Annotated in this window: 17 protein-coding genes; 12 read left to right on the top strand and 5 right to left on the bottom strand. The window is 51.4% G+C overall.

Features of this window, described 5'->3' with window-relative positions:
- Positions 1-57: 57 nt before the first annotated feature.
- The 3 genes from pepN to BLP47_RS04975 are packed head-to-tail and all read left to right on the top strand — an operon-like array spanning position 58 to position 3851.
- Complete coding sequence (gene pepN / locus BLP47_RS04985; protein WP_091851006.1) at positions 58-2607, top strand: aminopeptidase N; 2550 nt, start codon at positions 58-60, stop codon at positions 2605-2607.
- Positions 2608-2613: 6 nt separating this feature from the next.
- A complete protein-coding gene (locus tag BLP47_RS04980) occupies positions 2614-3474 on the top strand; it encodes a mechanosensitive ion channel family protein (protein ID WP_091851003.1) in 861 nt (286 codons plus the stop codon).
- The gene (locus tag BLP47_RS04975; protein ID WP_091851000.1) at positions 3474-3851 is read left to right on the top strand and encodes a globin; all 378 of its coding nucleotides are present in this window, start codon (positions 3474-3476) and stop codon (positions 3849-3851) included. The genes BLP47_RS04980 and BLP47_RS04975 overlap by 1 nt, the downstream gene beginning before the upstream one ends.
- Here the strand turns inward: BLP47_RS04975 and BLP47_RS04970 are convergent.
- Positions 3848-4507 (bottom strand): hypothetical protein, encoded by a 660-nt coding sequence (locus BLP47_RS04970; protein WP_157671509.1) that lies wholly within the window; start codon positions 4505-4507, stop codon positions 3848-3850. The genes BLP47_RS04975 and BLP47_RS04970 overlap by 4 nt on opposite strands.
- 35 nt (positions 4508-4542) lie before the next feature.
- Between BLP47_RS04970 and BLP47_RS04965 the strand changes: the two genes are divergently transcribed.
- Positions 4543-5424 (top strand): acyl-CoA thioesterase II, encoded by an 882-nt coding sequence (locus tag BLP47_RS04965; protein ID WP_091850995.1) that lies wholly within the window; start codon positions 4543-4545, stop codon positions 5422-5424.
- On the opposite strand, the gene ettA is transcribed toward BLP47_RS04965, so the two are convergent.
- The 3 genes from ettA to msrA form a co-directional block, all read right to left on the bottom strand.
- Positions 5421-7103, bottom strand: a complete 1683-nt coding sequence (gene ettA, locus BLP47_RS04960) for an energy-dependent translational throttle protein EttA (protein WP_091852953.1) — start codon at positions 7101-7103, stop codon at positions 5421-5423. The genes BLP47_RS04965 and ettA overlap by 4 nt on opposite strands.
- 167 nt (positions 7104-7270) lie before the next feature.
- A complete protein-coding gene (locus tag BLP47_RS04955; RefSeq protein WP_091852950.1) occupies positions 7271-7696 on the bottom strand; it encodes a single-stranded DNA-binding protein in 426 nt (141 codons plus the stop codon).
- Between the two features lie 117 nt (positions 7697-7813).
- Positions 7814-8335, bottom strand: a complete 522-nt coding sequence (gene msrA, locus BLP47_RS04950) for a peptide-methionine (S)-S-oxide reductase MsrA (RefSeq protein ID WP_091850992.1) — start codon at positions 8333-8335, stop codon at positions 7814-7816.
- Positions 8336-8421: 86 nt separating this feature from the next.
- On the opposite strand from msrA, the gene BLP47_RS04945 reads away from it, so the two are divergent.
- From BLP47_RS04945 to BLP47_RS04935, 3 genes are read left to right on the top strand one after another with little or no spacing between them, the layout of a single operon-like run.
- Positions 8422-9360 (top strand): DMT family transporter, encoded by a 939-nt coding sequence (locus tag BLP47_RS04945; protein ID WP_091850989.1) that lies wholly within the window; start codon positions 8422-8424, stop codon positions 9358-9360.
- A 4-nt stretch (positions 9361-9364) separates the two neighbouring features.
- Positions 9365-9742, top strand: coding sequence for a thioredoxin (gene trxA / locus BLP47_RS04940; RefSeq protein ID WP_091850986.1), 378 nt, complete (start codon positions 9365-9367; stop codon positions 9740-9742).
- Entirely contained in the window at positions 9743-9967 is a 225-nt protein-coding gene (locus BLP47_RS04935) for a hypothetical protein (protein ID WP_091850983.1), read from the top strand.
- Here BLP47_RS04935 and ald read toward each other — a convergent pair.
- The gene (gene ald / locus BLP47_RS04930; RefSeq protein WP_091850980.1) at positions 9964-11064 is read right to left on the bottom strand and encodes an alanine dehydrogenase; all 1101 of its coding nucleotides are present in this window, start codon (positions 11062-11064) and stop codon (positions 9964-9966) included. The genes BLP47_RS04935 and ald overlap by 4 nt on opposite strands.
- A gap of 127 nt (positions 11065-11191) precedes the next feature.
- On the opposite strand from ald, the gene BLP47_RS04925 reads away from it, so the two are divergent.
- The 5 genes from BLP47_RS04925 (at position 11192) to BLP47_RS04905 (ending at position 16177) form a co-directional block, all read left to right on the top strand.
- A complete protein-coding gene (locus tag BLP47_RS04925) occupies positions 11192-11671 on the top strand; it encodes an Lrp/AsnC family transcriptional regulator (RefSeq protein ID WP_091850977.1) in 480 nt (159 codons plus the stop codon).
- A 26-nt stretch (positions 11672-11697) separates the two neighbouring features.
- On the top strand, positions 11698-13062 hold the full coding sequence (locus BLP47_RS04920; protein ID WP_249883274.1) for a pyridoxal-dependent decarboxylase: 1365 nt from the start codon (positions 11698-11700) through the stop codon (positions 13060-13062).
- On the top strand, positions 13059-14051 hold the full coding sequence (locus tag BLP47_RS04915; protein ID WP_091850971.1) for a nitrilase-related carbon-nitrogen hydrolase: 993 nt from the start codon (positions 13059-13061) through the stop codon (positions 14049-14051). Before BLP47_RS04920 ends, BLP47_RS04915 begins: the two co-directional genes overlap by 4 nt.
- Positions 14048-15049 carry an agmatine/peptidylarginine deiminase gene (locus BLP47_RS04910; RefSeq protein ID WP_091850967.1) on the top strand — a complete coding sequence of 334 codons (1002 nt, stop codon included), beginning with the start codon at positions 14048-14050 and terminating at the stop codon, positions 15047-15049. Before BLP47_RS04915 ends, BLP47_RS04910 begins: the two co-directional genes overlap by 4 nt.
- An 84-nt stretch (positions 15050-15133) precedes the next feature.
- Positions 15134-16177 (top strand): ABC transporter substrate-binding protein, encoded by a 1044-nt coding sequence (locus BLP47_RS04905; protein WP_091852947.1) that lies wholly within the window; start codon positions 15134-15136, stop codon positions 16175-16177.
- Positions 16178-16185: the final 8 nt, after the last annotated feature.

Here is a 16185-nt window from a genome sequence, read left to right as displayed (position 1 = left end):
CTTTCTCTTGGTTATTTGCCTCTAGGCTGGTTGTCACAAACACTTAATGGAGTGAAAATGCCTGGTGAAAATTTAACCCGTCAAGAAGCGTCCGAACGTGCGAGCAAGATCCACGTCCATAAATACCTAGTTGAATTAGATGTCACGATTGATGAAAAGACTTTTCAGAGCAAGACCACGGTGCACTTCGATAGCAAGACCATCGGATACGAGAGCTTTATTGATGCCCAAATGGCCTCGATTCAATCAATCGAGCTCAATGGGAAAGTTTTAGATCCAAAGACCCATTCAGATAAAGACCGAATTCAACTACCCAACTTGCAATCCAAAAACACCTTGGTTGTAACCGCCTTGGGTAAGTACTCGAACACTGGCGAAGGGCTGCACCGCTTTGTTGACCCAGTAGACCAAGAGGTTTATCTCTACACCCAGTTTGAGGTTCCCGACTCGCGAAGAATGTTTGTTGTTTTTGAACAGCCCGACCTCAAAGCCAACTTCGAATTCAAAATCACAGCGAGCTCCAACTGGCAAGTGATTTCCAACTCCCCCACCCCGCAGCCCATTTTGCTTGGTGAAGAAAAGGCCCTCTGGGAATTCGCACCAACTCCGAGAATTTCAAGCTACATCACTGCACTTATCGCGGGTCCATATTCAATCTGGCGGGACGAGCTGACCTCCCTCAGCGGGCTACAGGTTCCGCTGGGAGTCTTTTGTCGCTCGAGTCTCGCTGAGCACATGGATGCCGAATATATATTTGAAAAAACCAAACAGGGCTTCAAGTTTTACGAAGAGCTGTTCGATGTTCCGTATCCATTTGAGAAATACGACCAGCTTTGGGTTCCAGACTTCAATGCTGGGGCAATGGAAAATGCCGGGGCAGTAACCTTCACCGAATCTTACGTATTTCGCTCGGCAGTGACCGATGCAACCAAAGAGCGCCGGGTTGTCACCATATTGCACGAGCTAGCCCACATGTGGTTTGGAGATCTAGTAACGATGCGCTGGTGGAACGATCTTTGGCTAAACGAGTCCTTTGCGGAGTATGCCTCAACCTTGGCCACTGCCGAGGCGACCGAGTGGACCGAGGCTTGGACAACCTTCGCGTCCCTTGAGAAAAACTGGGCTTATCGACAAGATCAACTCCCCTCCACTCACCCGATTGTTGCGGAGATAAACGACTTAGAAGATGTGCAGGTGAACTTCGACGGCATAACTTACGCCAAAGGCGCTTCAGTTCTGAAACAAATGGTCGCCTGGGTCGGCCAAGAGCCATTCATGAAAGGCGTTTCCAACTATTTCAAAAAACACCAGTGGTCTAATACCGAACTACCAGATCTATTAGTAGAGCTTGAAAAAGAGAGCGGTCGCGACCTCAAAGTTTGGTCCAAACTCTGGCTGGAAACAGCGGGGGTAAACACCCTGAAACCGGAGATTGAATACGACTCTCAGAACCTAGTTAGCTCGTTTAGGGTCACTCAGACGGCTATCGAAGAGCACCCGACCATTAGGCCGCATCGCATGGCAATAGGGTTCTTTGAGCTAAAAGACGGGACCCTGGATCGCTTCCACCAGGTGGAGGTGGACATTGATGGCCCAGTAACTGATATCAAGGAGCTGGTTGGTGTCAGAAAACCGGACCTTGCTCTGCTCAACGACTTAGATCTCGCCTACGCCAAGATTCGCCTGGACGAGGAATCCAGGCAAGTCGCAATGGCAAATCTGTCTGGCATCAAAGATTCACTGGCCAGAACTCTGGTTTGGACCGCGGCATGGGATGCCACCCGAGACGGTGAAGCGCCAGCGCGGGATTTCATCGAATTGGTGCTAAATCACATTGGTTCGGAGACCGAATCAACCACAATGCTCACCCTGCTCCGCCAGCTTGTGACTACCGGCAATCTGTATGTCTCGCAAGATGGCAGAAATACCACCCTGGAACTGATTGCAGGCGGGCTCATAAAGCTTGCGGACGTAGCAAAAGCCGGTTCGGATGCCCAGTTGCAGTTCACTAAGTATGTGCCTCAATTCGCAAGAACCGATGCACAACTGGACTGGGTTGAGTCTCTTCTGAATGGGGAAAGGTCCCTAGCTGGGCTCGCCATTGATCAAGATGTTCGCTGGGAGTTGTTGAGCGGATTGGTAGTGGGGGGTCGTTTTGGTCAGCCTCAAATTGATGCGGAGCTAGAGCGCGACAACACCGCCAATGGCCAAAAATTCGCCGCTGCGGCAAAGGCTGGCATTCCAAGTGCCGAAGCCAAGGCTGCCGCTTGGACCACTCTGGTTGACACTGAGGATTACTCAAACACCTTGATCAACTCGGCTTCGATGGCATTCGGAAGGGTGAACGATCCAAAGTTATTGGAACCGTACATCCAAAAATACCTGGATGCCGCCCAAGAAATATGGGACTCCCGCAGTTACCAGATAGCCGCGTACCTTCTCAACAACCTCTACCCAATTGGGTTGGCGAATCAGGCCCTGGCGGATGCCACCCGGGCTTTCATCGAAAAACCCGAGGTAAAAGCCAAGCCTGCATTTAGAAGAATCTTGGTAGAAAACCTAGCGGGGCTCGAGCGAGGCCTAAATGCTCAAAAAGTAGATAGTTAGGAAATTATGGACTGGCAGGCAATCATGGATCAATGGTCACTTCTGATCCACATTGGAATCATCCTTTTGGTGGCTATTGCCGTGCGGCTGGCCCTAAAGCTGGCCGCCAAAAGAATCGTGAAAAGCATTGTTTCTGGGGTCAAGATTCCGCGCCGGAGTCAAAGAATTGAAAAAATAGTTAGTGACCAGAGACTTACCCAAAGAACCAAAACAATTGCATCGGTTCTGGATAATGTTGCGACCTGGGTGATTGCGATCACTGCAATTGTGATGATTCTTTCTGAATTTGGCGTGAACGTTGGGGCACTGATTGCGGTTTCGACCATCCTGGGTGCCGCTATTGGTTTTGGATCTCAATCGCTTGTTAAAGATATTCTCGCGGGGATCTTCATAGTCTTTGAGGACCAATACGGAGTCGGTGACTGGGTTGATCTAGATGGCACTTCGGGCGAGGTGGAACGAGTTGGGTTGCGCATAACTGAGCTCCGAGACATTCATGGGGCCCTCTGGTTTCTAAGAAATGGCGAGATACTCAGGGTAGGTAACTCCTCGCAGGAATGGGCCAAGGCACTACTGGATTTGCCCTTTGCCTACGACAACGATGTAGACCAAGTGCAGAGCATCATCATTCAAGTTGCCAAAGAGCTCGAGGCCTCCGACAAGTTCGGCAAGGACATCACTGAAGAAGTTGAGATTCAAGGCATGATGCATTTCTCGGGAGAGCAATTTGTAATTCGAGTGGCCTTAAAGACCCTGCCAAATCGGCAGTGGGCCGTTAGTCGTGAGCTGAGACTTAGGCTCAAGAATGCATTCGATGCGAATGGCATCACGCTCTTGCAAGCCTCAAAAATCAACCTAGCCAAATAGTGAGCACGTTTTTTGAAAGAGTCGGCGGGGCCGAAGTCTTTGAGAAATTAACTAAAGAATTTTATGTAGGTGTTGCCAGCGACCCACTTTTAAAACCAATGTACCCAGAAGATTATTTGGGTCCCGCCGAGCGCAGGCTCAAGATGTTTCTCGAGCAGTATTGGGGTGGGCCTGATACTTATCAACAAGAACGCGGGCATCCCCGACTGCGCATGAGGCATAACGCCTTCAAGGTGAGCCCCAAGGCAAGAGACGCCTGGCTACACCACATGAAACACGCGGTTGGGACCCTGGGTCTCTCGCAACTGGATGAAGCTGAGCTTTGGGAGTATCTCGAACGCGCAGCCCACTCGCTCCTGAATACCTTCGAGGACTAAGTAATCCTGAAGCTCTCCTTCGAGAGCACGTGACCATGCTGAGTGGATAATCGCACCCAGCCTCTGGTTCGATAAACGAAAATCTGTTCACCTTTTTTCATAAACCCAAGTCCTGCTAGAGCAAAGGCACTAGCGGAGGGGAAGTCGAATGCAATGCCCACCGATTTTCCCCAAATTTGCAGTCTAACTTTGCCGGCTATCGCGCTTCCAATACTCTCCGGAAGTGTCGCAGCAACCTCTGCAATACCGTCTTTAGCCCACTGGGTTATTTGCGACTGCGGAATCTCGCCGGTCAGCTCCCAACCCTCTCGAGGCGGGGTGATGCCAGTCCAAGCAGCGCGTTGGGCATTTGGCGGAAGCGCTAGCTCTAGAGTCATTTTCAAAGAATCCACCGCCAGTCGATCCAAGATTGCAGAAATTGCAAAGGCGGCATCCAGCTCAACAGGTTTGGCTAATTTTAGGGTTCTGAGCCCGATTACCGTTGGGCCATCACCCAGTAAGTTGCCTGAAAAGATTGGCGACACATAAACGGCCAAGACGTCTCCGAAACAGCGCAATTTGACCAAGCCCTCTTGGTCTAGTCTTTTGGCCTTGACTAGGTAAGACTCGAGGTCGGCCAAGTCTTTCTCATCCTGGAAAAAAAGTGAATTTTTCATTTCGCTCTCTAAACTAGCTAACGAATCGAGGCCAAATGCAGAATCCTGAAATCCCATCCGATCCAGTTGCTGATTTAGTGGATGTTCTGAACCTAGAAAGGGTGTCCGAAACCGAGTTTGTGGGCCGAACTCAGTGGATGCCTCACGGCCGAGTCTTTGGCGGCCAAGTTTTAGCACAATCCCTCACGGCGGCAACACTAACGGTTCCAGAGCACCGCCTTGTTCACAGCCTGCACTCCTATTTTCTCAGACCGGGAGATGTCTCAAAAAAGATAAATTTCTCTGTGGAAATCCTGCGCGATGGCCGAAGTTTTAGCGCTAGACGAGTCCATGCGATTCAGGATGACAAGCCGATTTTCTCCATGATTGCAAGCTTCCAAGACCTAGATTCTGGTCTCGAGCACCAAGACCAGATGCCCGAGGGGCTCCCAGAGCCAGAATCACTGCCCTCGGCCCAGGATCTTCTGGGCTCTATCGAGCATCCTGCAGCAAAGTACTGGTCGACCGCTAGGCCTTTCGATGTTCGCCACATCGAACCCGCCATTTACCTGAGGCCTGCCAAGGTGCAGGTGGCCAAGCAAATGCTCTGGTTCAAGGCCTTTTCCGCGCTTCCCGATAGCACTCTGGTGCAAAGCGCAGCTCTTGCCTATGCCAGCGACTACTCAATTCTTGAGCCAATATTACGAAAGCACCAGCTCAGCTGGGCGGTACCCGGACTCAGCTCGGCCAGCCTTGATCATGCAATGTGGTTCCATAGACCAGCAAAGGTTGACCAATGGCTTTTGTATGTTCAAGACTCCCCCTCGGCCCAAGGCGGTAGGGGGCTCTCATTTGGCAAGATCTTTAGCCAATCGGGAGAACTTGTGGCAAGTGTTGCTCAAGAAGGAATGCTTCGCGTCCCAACTAGCAGCACTTAACCCCTAGTCAACCTGCGATACGTGGAGCGATGCGGCTTCGCAGCCTCTGCGCCCAAGCGAGCGATCTTGTTCTCTTCGTAAGCGTCAAAGTTTCCTTCGAACCAGTGCCACTGATCGGGCTTTTCATTCGTGCCCTCGTAGGCCAATATGTGTGTCGCCACCCTGTCCAAAAACCAACGATCGTGTGTGATCACAACAGCGCAGCCGGGGAATTCCATCAAGGCGTTCTCGAGCGATGCCAAAGTCTCTACGTCGAGGTCGTTTGTTGGCTCGTCCAAAAGCAAAAGGTTTCCACCTTGCTTGAGCGTCAAAGCCAGGTTCAGGCGATTTCGCTCACCACCGGATAGCACGCCGGCCTTTTTCTGCTGGTCAGCGCCCTTGAAACCAAATGCCGCAACATAGGCACGCGAGGGCATCTCAACCTGACCCACCTGCATGTAGTCAAGACCGTCAGAGACGACCTCCCATAAAGATTTATTCGGATCAATGCCGGCGCGGGACTGATCAACATAGGAAATCGAAACGGTTTCGCCGATTTTGAGCACCCCGGAGTCAAGGTCTTCTTGACCGGTGATGCACTTAAATAGCGTCGACTTACCAACACCGTTCGGGCCGATGATTCCCACAATTCCATTTCTCGGGAGGCTAAAACTCAAGTCGCTGAAGAGCATTCGGCCCTCGTAACCCTTCGCCAGCTTATTTGCCTCTAGAACGATGCTTCCCAGTCTCGGGCCGGGCGGAATCTGAATTTCTTCAAAATCTAGCTTTCTAGTCTTATCAGCCTCGGCTGCCATCTCCTCATAGCGAGCCAGCCGAGCCTTTGACTTGGTCTGCTTGGCCTTTGGGGTCGAGCGGACCCACTCGAGTTCATCCTGCAGGCGCTTAGAGAGCTTCGCGTCTTTTTTACCCGAGACGTTTAGCCGTTCCGCTTTTTTCTCTAGGTAAGTTGAGTAGTTTCCCTCGTAAGGGTAGGCGCGACCTCGGTCCAACTCCAGAATCCACTCGGCAACGTTATCCAAAAAATAACGGTCGTGAGTGACCGCAAGCACCGCACCGGTGTACTTGGCCAGGTGCTGCTCTAACCACAACACACTCTCGGCGTCTAAGTGGTTGGTTGGCTCATCCAGCAGCAAAAGATCGGGCTTTTGAAGTAACAGCTTGCACAAAGCAACCCTTCTGCGCTCGCCACCAGAGAGGTTTGTTACAGGTGTGTCACTGGGGGGACAACGAAGTGCATCCATCGCCTGCTCGAGCTGATTTTCGAGATCCCAACCATCGGCTGCATCGATTTGCTCTTGCAAGGTGCCCATTTCGCCAAGCAGCTTGTCATAATCGGCATCAGGATTAGCGAGCTCTGCGGAAATTTCATTGAATCTTTCGAGCTGACCCATAATTTCAGTAACGGCCTCTTGCACGTTCCCTAAAACGGTCTTTTCCTCGTTTAGAGGCGGTTCTTGGAGCAAAATGCCGACCGAGAACTCTGCGCCTAGTCGAGCCTCCCCGTTGGAGGGAATGTCCATACCGGCCATAATTTTTAGAACGGTGGACTTACCGGAACCGTTTGGCCCCACAACCCCAATTTTGGCCCCCGGATAAAACGCCAAAGTCACATCGTCAAGGATGACCTTGTCTCCGTGCGCTTTGCGCGCCTTAATCATTTGGTAAATAAACTCAGCCAATTTTTCCCGATTCCTGAAATAGACGCGAAAAATCCCTCTTCGCCTTTTTGGATAGTTTATCCACATCGCATTGCACCGGGATTGGGGCAACACTTATAAATGGCGAAGAGGGATTTTTCTGGGGCCGGGTGGGCAGTTGGGGGACTTGGCCCGGCCGCATCGAAAAACTAAGCTGGCTGCAGCTCAGTATCCGAATCTTCTTGTGCCTCTTCGACCTCTGCCGCGTCTTCAGAGTTCGGCTTTACTCGAACAAATGAACTCACGCCAAACATCAAATCATGGCCGATGGAGCTCGCCTCGATCTCCACGGCCGTCCCGGAGCGCTCTCCGTTATCCCAATCCCGGACTTTTAGCTTTCCAAAAAGAACAACTCGATCACCCTTGGATATTGAACTGGCCATGTTTTTAGCGAGTTGACGGAACGCGACTACCGAAAACCAGTTGGTCTCAGCATCGATCCAGTTACCGGTTGATCGGTCAAAACGCCGCTTGGATGATGCCAGGCGGAAGGAGGTTATGGCCAAGCCGTCTGAGGTGACGACTTCCCTCGGTGTGGTTGCAACTAATCCTGAAACTGCTATTTGCTCTGTCATTTGAGCCCCTTTCATTTGTGAAGTGGGGCAAGTTTGCAGGTTTCTCGGGGCTCGCGAAAGGGGGTTAGTGCAATCTGTGGATAACTTCTAAAAGCAGCCTGATGTGAACAAATCCGATTAGGAAATTAGGTGCGCGAACTTAGCGCGAACTTTGGCTACTTTTGGAGCTACCACGGCAACGCAATAACCCTGATTCGGATTCTTGGCAAAATAATCTTGGTGGTATTCCTCGGCCCGATAGAACTCGGGAAGCGCAGAGATTTCAGTGACGACATCCTCGCCCCAAATTTCCTTAGTTTTTTCTAGGGCTTGTTCAAAGACCTCACGCTGGGCATCGGAGGTATAAAACATGCTGGAGCGGTATTGAGTTCCCACGTCTGCGCCCTGGCGATTTAGCTGGGTTGGGTCGTGAAGTGTAAAAAAGATCTCCAGGATTTGCTCGGCGGTGATGATGTTCTCATCAAATTCGATGGACACCACTTCAGCGTGACCAGTGTTACCATCACAAACTCGCTCGTAACTCGGGTTCACTAGCTCACCGCCGGTATAGGCGCAGGTCACATCAGTAACCCCCTTGAATTCCACAAACGCGGAATCTAAACACCAAAAACAACCGCCACCCAGTACAAATTTTTCCATATCGAATCTAAACTCCTTCTTGGCGTGATTTCTTCCTGACCCTTCGGGATCCACACCAAATCCAGAAAGTTACAGGTTAAGCCTAATTGACTCAAAAACACCCCACGCTAGGTGTGGCCTTTGCTCTAATCGCCGCGATCCTGTTCGGCATGAATGCATCAGCTACCAAAGTGATTATTCAATCCGGGCTCAGCACCGAACAGGTTGTCATAGTGCGATCATTCTGCGCATTCTTGATTGCTCTAATTTGGGCCATAACCGCTAATCGGAACAACTTCCGTTTTCCGCTAAAGCTATTGCCAGTAATAATTTTGATGGGTGTCGTGGGCTCCGGAATGCTGCAATGGACTTACTCAATTGCAGTCGTGAGGTTGCCAATTGGCATTGCGTTGCTGATCGAGTACACCGCGGTGCTCTGGGTACCCCTGATAGCTCTGGTGTTTTTCAAGGAAAAAGTGAAGCGGCAAATCTGGTTTGGTGCCGTTTTAGTGCTCGGTGGCCTAGCGGTGGTTGGCGAAGTCTGGGCGTCCACGCTCGATCCAATTGGCGTGCTATTCGCATTCGGCGCAGCCATTTCTCTGACCACCTACTTCATAACCGGCGAAAGGGTGCAGCGCACTCTGCCAACAAATGTCACCATGGTTTATGCAATGGGGATTTCCACAATGCTATTTCTGCCATTTGCCGGGCTCGGCGATTTTGATTTCGCAAGACTCCAAGAGCCACAAAACCTGATGGGAAATCTTTCAGGCTTTGATTGGCCATTGTGGCTTGCACTCTTGTGGCTCGGTATTATGGGCGGATTTATGCCGATGATGTTTAGCTTCTTAGCGCTTCGGCATCTGAGTGCCACCATCGTTGGAGTTATCGCGACGAGCGAGACGGTGCTCGCATTCTTATTTGCACTTTTGTGGCTAAACGAGGTGATCAGTCTGACTCAGGCCCTCGGGGGTATGGTGGTAGTTGCAGGAATCCTCCTCGCCCAAACCGCGAGGAAGCAAACTTACGCGAAAGTAGTTGATTAGCTTCATGGCAACAGTAGACCTAACCTTAGAGACATTCGAAACCACCATCAAAGAGCCCGGCATAACGCTGGTTGATTTCTGGGCTGAGTGGTGTGGGCCCTGCAAAATGTTCGGTCCAATCTTTGAAAAGGTTTCTGACAATCACCCTGAGATTCGCTTCACCAAGGTTGACACCGAGGCAAACCAAGAACTCAGTGGCATGGCCGGAATCTCTTCGATACCAACCCTGATGATATTCAGAGATGGCATTTTGTTATTCAATCAAGCCGGTGCTCTTCCAGAACCAGCGCTAACCGAAATAATCGGTAAAGTCCAGGCGCTAAACATGGACGATGTCCGCGCGGAGCTCGAAAAGGGTCAAGAAACCGGTCAAGAGGGCTAATTGCGCAACAACTCACTTGCCATGCTGGCAACTATCGCCGGCATTGGCATTTTGGCGTGGTGGATTGGTTTTTTCGACCCCGAAACCTGCAGTCCAGCCGCGCAGCAGCCAGGCTGGACTTCTTGCGAATCCATCGCTCAAGACCGCGCGGTTGCCCTGTGGGTACTTCTCGGAGTGACGCTAATGGCAATAATCATCACCCTGATTAGGCGCAAGAAACGCTAAATCTCCTTAGCTAAATCTGTAAACACATCGGCTACCGCCTGGTAGGTAATCTTGCCCTCATGAGCATTTAGACCCAGAGCAAGAGCTTTATCATCCTCCATAGCCCTGACCCAACCTTTTTGAGCAAGAGCAATCACATAGGGCAGGGTCGCATTGGTAAGAGCCCTGGTGGCAGTGGCAGGCACAGCTCCCGGCATGTTCGCTACGCAGTAGTAAATGGCATCGTGAACCGCAAAAGTTGGGTCATCGTGAGTTGTTGGGCGGGAGTTTTCAAAACAGCCACCCTGATCAATTGCGATATCGACTAAAACCGCACCCTTTTTCATGGTCTTGACCATCTCATCGGTAACCAGCTTTGGGGCGCGTTCTCCGGGAATCAAAACTGATCCGATAACCAAGTCGGCATCCCTTAGCTGCTCGGCTATCTCGTATTTGGTGGAAACGCGGGTTTGAATCTCGGAGTTAAATCGAGCGTCAATCTCCCTTAGCCTCGGCAGCGATAAATCAATTACCGTCACATCGGCGCCCATGCCGTTGGCAACCAGTGCCGCCTCGGTTCCGGCAACGCCTCCACCGATGACAACGACCTTTGCCCTTGGGGTTCCGGCTACTCCCCCCATTAGTACCCCTGCGCCGCCGTTAGTTTTCATCAGATGGTAGGCACCAATTTGAGCAGATAACCTTCCAGCCACCTCGCTCATGGGCTGCAGAAGTGGCAGTGAATTATTCGGTAATTGCACGGTCTCGTAAGCGATGGCGGTAGTTCTTGATCGAAGAATAGCCTCGGTGCATTCCCTAGATGCCGCGAGGTGAAGGTAAGTAAAAAGAATCTGTCCCTCACGCATGAGTGGGTATTCTTTGGCAATCGGTTCTTTGACCTTTACGATCATGTCGGAATCGGCCCAAACCGAATTGGCATCAGGCGCAATCTCGGCCCCTGCCAAAAGATAACTTGCGTCAGAGAAGCCAGAGTTCTCACCTGCGAATTCCTCGACCAGAACCCTGTGGCCGCGCACCACAAGTTCGTGAACCCCGGCCGGCGTCATTGCCACTCGGTTCTCGTTATTTTTAATTTCTTTTGGCACGCCAACAATCATTGATATCTCCCTTGATAACCTCCCAGTATTTTGTCGTAATCTTCGACAATAGACACATAACCTGCATAATATTTGTCTGAACTGTGTTTTTTTATTGTATTATTTCTAAATTGACAGAATAAGAGCCATGGAATCGAAGAAAATTCAGAACTACCCGGAGCTCGACGAAATTGACCTGGCCATATTGGCTCAGCTAAGTGGCAATGGCCGGCTCAGCAATGCCGATCTAGCCCAGGCCGTAGGCATTGCCGCCTCGACTTGTCTCGGTCGTGTTCGAGCCCTGGTGCAGTCTGGTGTGATTCTGGGATTTCAGGCTGAGATCTCACCCGCGGCCTTGGGTCTTGAGCTTGAAGCATTAATATCGGTCACACTGCGCGCCGGAGCAAGAGCGAATCTGAGCTCATTCATGAATCAGATGCGCGATCATCCTCAGGTGACCCAAGTTTTCTTTCTTGGCGGCACCGAAGATTTTATAGTCCATGTTGCCGTGAGGGATTCGGATGAGGTTCGCGAATTTGTTTTAGAGCAACTAAGCAGTAATCAATCCGTGGCAAACACTCGAACCAACATCATCTTTGATCACTATCACAAGGGACCGCTTGGCTAGAATTCACTTGGTCGAAGGAGACTCTAGTGAGTGATGCAATGCACCGACCGAATGCCACAAGTGGCATTCGGCAGGCAATTTTTGATTACGCGTCGACCCGGCTGGACTATGACCCAACCCCGCTGGATGGTCCTAGAACTAACGCCGAGTTACTAGCGCTGGCCGGTCAAACAATCACCGAAGAGGGGCTTGGCGGCGAAAAAGCGCTGGGGGTATTTGCGGAAGTACTGGCCCCGGCAACTATCTCAACTGATCATCCCAACTACCTTTCTTTTATCCCAGCCGCCCCCACCAAGGCGGCCACGCTCTTTGACCTGGTGGTTTCTGCAAGTTCAATTTATGGCGGTAGCTGGAAAGAGGGTGCCGGCGCGGTCTATGCCGAAAACCAGGTCTTGGCATTTTTGGCAAAGGAGTGCGGTTTGCCCGCGACAGCGGGCGGTGTTTTTGTGCAGGGTGGAACCCTGGGTAACCTTTCGGCTTTGGTAGTTGCTAGAGACCAGGCAATAGAAAAACACGGTAGAAAAAACTGGGCAATTATCTGCTCATCAGAAGCTCACTCTTCAGTCAAGGCAGTAGCCAAGGTTATGGATGTCGCAGTTGTTCAAGGCGATGCATCAGCCACGGGCTCAATGGGCAAGGCGGCGGCACTGGCCGCACTTGCGAGCGCTGAGGCGCAAGGACTTACCCCGTTTGCAATCATTGGAACCGCCGGCACAACCAATTTCGGAATCCTGGATGACCTAGCCGGGATAGCCCAAGTGGCCCAGGAGCATGAGCTTTGGTACCACGTTGATGGGGCCTACGGACTTGCCGGAATCTTGGCTCCGGAGCTCAAGGACCTTTACGCCGGAATCGAGAAGGCTGATTCTTTTATTGTGGATCCTCATAAGTGGCTCTACGCTCCTTTTGACGCCTGCGCTTTGGTCTACGCCAAACCAGAACTAGCAAGGGCGACCCACACCCAACACGGGGAGTATTTGGAGACTCTGAATCATTCGGGAGATTTCAACCCCTCCGATCACGCCTTTAATCTCACCAGGAGAGTGCGCGGGCTGCCGCTTTGGTTCTCACTTGCCACCCACGGCATCGCCGCCTATCGCGAAGCAATTAGCGAAAATGTGTTGTTGACAAGAAAAATTGCTGATGAAATCAAGTCCCGTGACTATCTCAAATTAGTTCGTGAGCCGCAATTATCGGTAGTGGTGTTTGAAAGACTTGGCTGGGTTCAAAAGGATTATGACCACTGGTCACAAGAGTTGCTCGAAAGCCAGTTCGCTTTCGTGGTTCCCTCAAGCCACCAGGGGAAGGTCAATACCCGCTTTGCAATAGTTAACCCCAGCACCAAACACGAAGACCTGGTGCAGATTCTAGAAACGATGAGGTATAGATGAAAGTTACGATCGCCAAACCTCAGCCACTGCTATCCAGAACCAAAGAACCCGAACGCGCAGAACTTAGGGTTGCAGCGCTTCAAGTCTCCTGGCGCCCAGATCCGCAAGAGCATCGAGCAAACTTGGAGCTCGGGATCAGAAGAGCTAAAGAGGCTGGGGCTCAAGTTGTCTTCCTGCCAGAACTAACCCTGAGCAGATATCCAGCCGATATGAAGCCGGCCGGTAACCCAAGCGAAACCGCCGAACCGCTTCTTGGTGGCGAAACCTACCAATTTATATCCAAGCTCGCTGCTGAGCTAAGTATTTTTATTCACGCCTCGTTATTTGAAGACACCGGGTTTGAAGACGGTCGCGGGCTCAATATTGCAATCGTGGTTGGACCCGGAGGGCACCTTGCGGGGAAGACTCCCAAGCTGCACATCCCTGTCACAGCGGGATATTTTGAAAATAAGTATTTTCAAGAAGGTCCGAATCTTAATCCTTACCCGGTTTACCAGCTTGGGCTTGAAGGAAACCCGCGCCTGGGTCTGCCAACTTGTTGGGATGAGTGGTTTCCCGAAGTGGCGAGGGCTTACGGACTCGCCGGAGCCGACGTCCTCTGCTACCCAACCGCCATTGGCTCCGAACCCAATCACCCAGAATTTGATACCGAACCGCTTTGGAGGGCGACCATCGTTGGTCACGCCGTAGCCAACGGGCTGTTCATGGTTGTGCCAAATCGTTGGGGTAACGAGGGTCTAATCAACTTTTACGGTAGCTCGTTCATTTGCGACCCCTACGGCAGAATTTTGGCCCAGGCTGGCCGCGAGGGCGATGAGCTTTTGGTCGCCAATCTAGACCTTGATCTAAGAAGAGATTGGCTGGAACTATTTCCGTTTTTCGGAACCAGAAGGCCGGAGACTTATTCTTCACTGACCAGTGAGATTCAAAACCCAAGGGCCGATGGTGGCAGTGGAGTCAACGGCGGCATCGCAGGTTTATCAAAATGAGTTTCTCAATGCCGCCGGAGTGGCAAAAACATAAGCAAACCTGGATCGCCTTTCCCAGCTCCGATTACACCCTTGGAGAAACTGAAGCACAGCACGATAACGCCAGAAGGACCTGGGCCGCTGTTGCAAACGCGGCCAGTGAATTTGAGCCAGTGAAAATGGTGGTGAATCCGGGAGATCAAAACATTGCAAAGCGCTACCTGTCGGCTGCAATTGAAGTCATTGACATACCAATCAATGACGCCTGGATCAGAGACTCAGGGCCTAGTTTCACTCTGAATGAAAAGGGTGAGCTTGGCGCAATCGACTGGGTATTTAATGGTTGGGGTGACCAGCCTTGGGCTAACTACGATCTGGATGCTCAGCTAGCAGTTCAAGTTGCCGAACTGGCTGGTGCTAAAACCAGTAGTTCTTCCCTAATTAATGAGGGTGGTGGTTTTCACCTAAATGATCAGGGCCAGGTTCTTCTCACCGAAACAGTCCAGCTAGGGGTTGGTCGAAATGCCTTGCTGACCAAAGCTGAGGTCGAAAAGGAGCTTCACGCTCAGCTAGGCACCACCGAGGCGATTTGGTTAAAGCGCGGACTTACTCGTGATTACGAAGAGTTTGGCACCAGGGGCCATGTTGACATAGTGGCTTGTTTCTTACCCGATGGTCGAGTGATGTATCACGATCAAAAAAACCCTAACCACCCAGATTACTTAGTTTCCGCAGAGGTACGCGAGGTGTTTATTCGCGCCGGTATCGAAACCCTGGCTATCCCCGCGCCGGAGACCCTGAAGGACGATGTGGGTTATGTCGATTACAGCTACATCAACCACTACGTGCTAAACCACGGGGTGCTCTTATGTTCATTCGACGACTCCCGAGACAAAGAGGCCAAGGCGCTTTTGCGGGAAGCCTATCCAGGCAGAGAAATTATCTTGATTGATTCAAGGGAATTATTCGCCAGGGGTGGCGGAATTCACTGCATTACTCAACAACAGCCGATTGCCTGAGTTTTTTCTGGTTTACTTTAGGTCGCAATAAGTTTTTTGAAGGTTTCTTCCAACTACTTCTCTTTCCTTGAAAGGTTACTCAAGATGTCATTTCCCATTCCCAAACCAAAGCGCTTAGCGGCTCTCGCCGCCTCCGCTGCAGTAGTCGCCCTTGCTCTTTCCGGCTGCTCCCCTGCCGCCCCAGAGGCCGAGGGGTTCGGTGAGCTCTCAGTGCAGTTCAGCTGGATCAAGAATGCCGAATTCACTGGCGAGTATTTCGCAGACAGCCTCGGCTACTACTCGGAAGCCGGTTTTGACTCGGTCAGCTTTGTGGCAGGACCAACCGCAACTGCTGCGGTTGTGCTCTCGGGTGACGCACTAGTCGGCATTTCGGACGCCGTGGCGGTGACCCCGGTGATTCTTGAAGAAGGAGCGCCGTTGAAAATAATCGGCGCTACTTACCAGAAGAACCCATTCACCATTTTGTCCTTGAAATCAGGCGGCAACATTGCCACACCGCAGGATCTGATTGGCAAGCGCATTGGCGTGCAGGCTGGCGGCAATGAAACCCTGTTTGACGCACTGTTGGCTGCCAACGGGATCAGCGCAGACCAGGTGACCAAGGTTCCGGTTGAGTATGACCCAGCCCCATTGGTAAACGGTGAGGTAGATGGCTTTTTGGCCTATGTGACAAACGAGTCAATCACCGTTTCGAACCTAGGCTTCGAAGTCACAAACCTTCTGTTTGCTGATAATGGGTTGCCATTTGTTGCAGAGGCCTTTGTCGTTACTCAAGACTCAATTGACAACCGCCGTGAAGCTCTCAAGGCATTTTTATACGCTACTGTCCGCGGTTGGAAACAAGCGGTTGCCGACCCAGCAGAAGGTGCCAGGTTGGCCGTGGAGATCTATGGGAAAGATTTAGGGCTAGACATTGCAAAGGAAACCCAGCAATCCAAGGCCCAGAACGAGCTACTGGTTGTCACCGCTGAGACAAAGGTGAATGGCCTTCTGACAATCTCGCAAGAACTCCAGGCCAGCAACATAGCTACTCTTTTATCAGCCGGTTACTCAATCACGGCAGCTCAGCTATTTGACATGAGCCTTTTGGCTGAGGTCTACGCAGAGCACCCAGAGCTGTTGAACTAACTAAGCCG

The sequence above is a fragment of the Candidatus Aquiluna sp. UB-MaderosW2red genome, assembly GCF_900100865.1.
In the GTDB taxonomy this organism is placed as follows: Bacteria; Actinomycetota; Actinomycetes; order Actinomycetales; family Microbacteriaceae; genus Aquiluna.
Note: the sequence above shows the minus strand (reverse complement) of the source record. Positions and strands in the feature narration are given on the sequence as shown.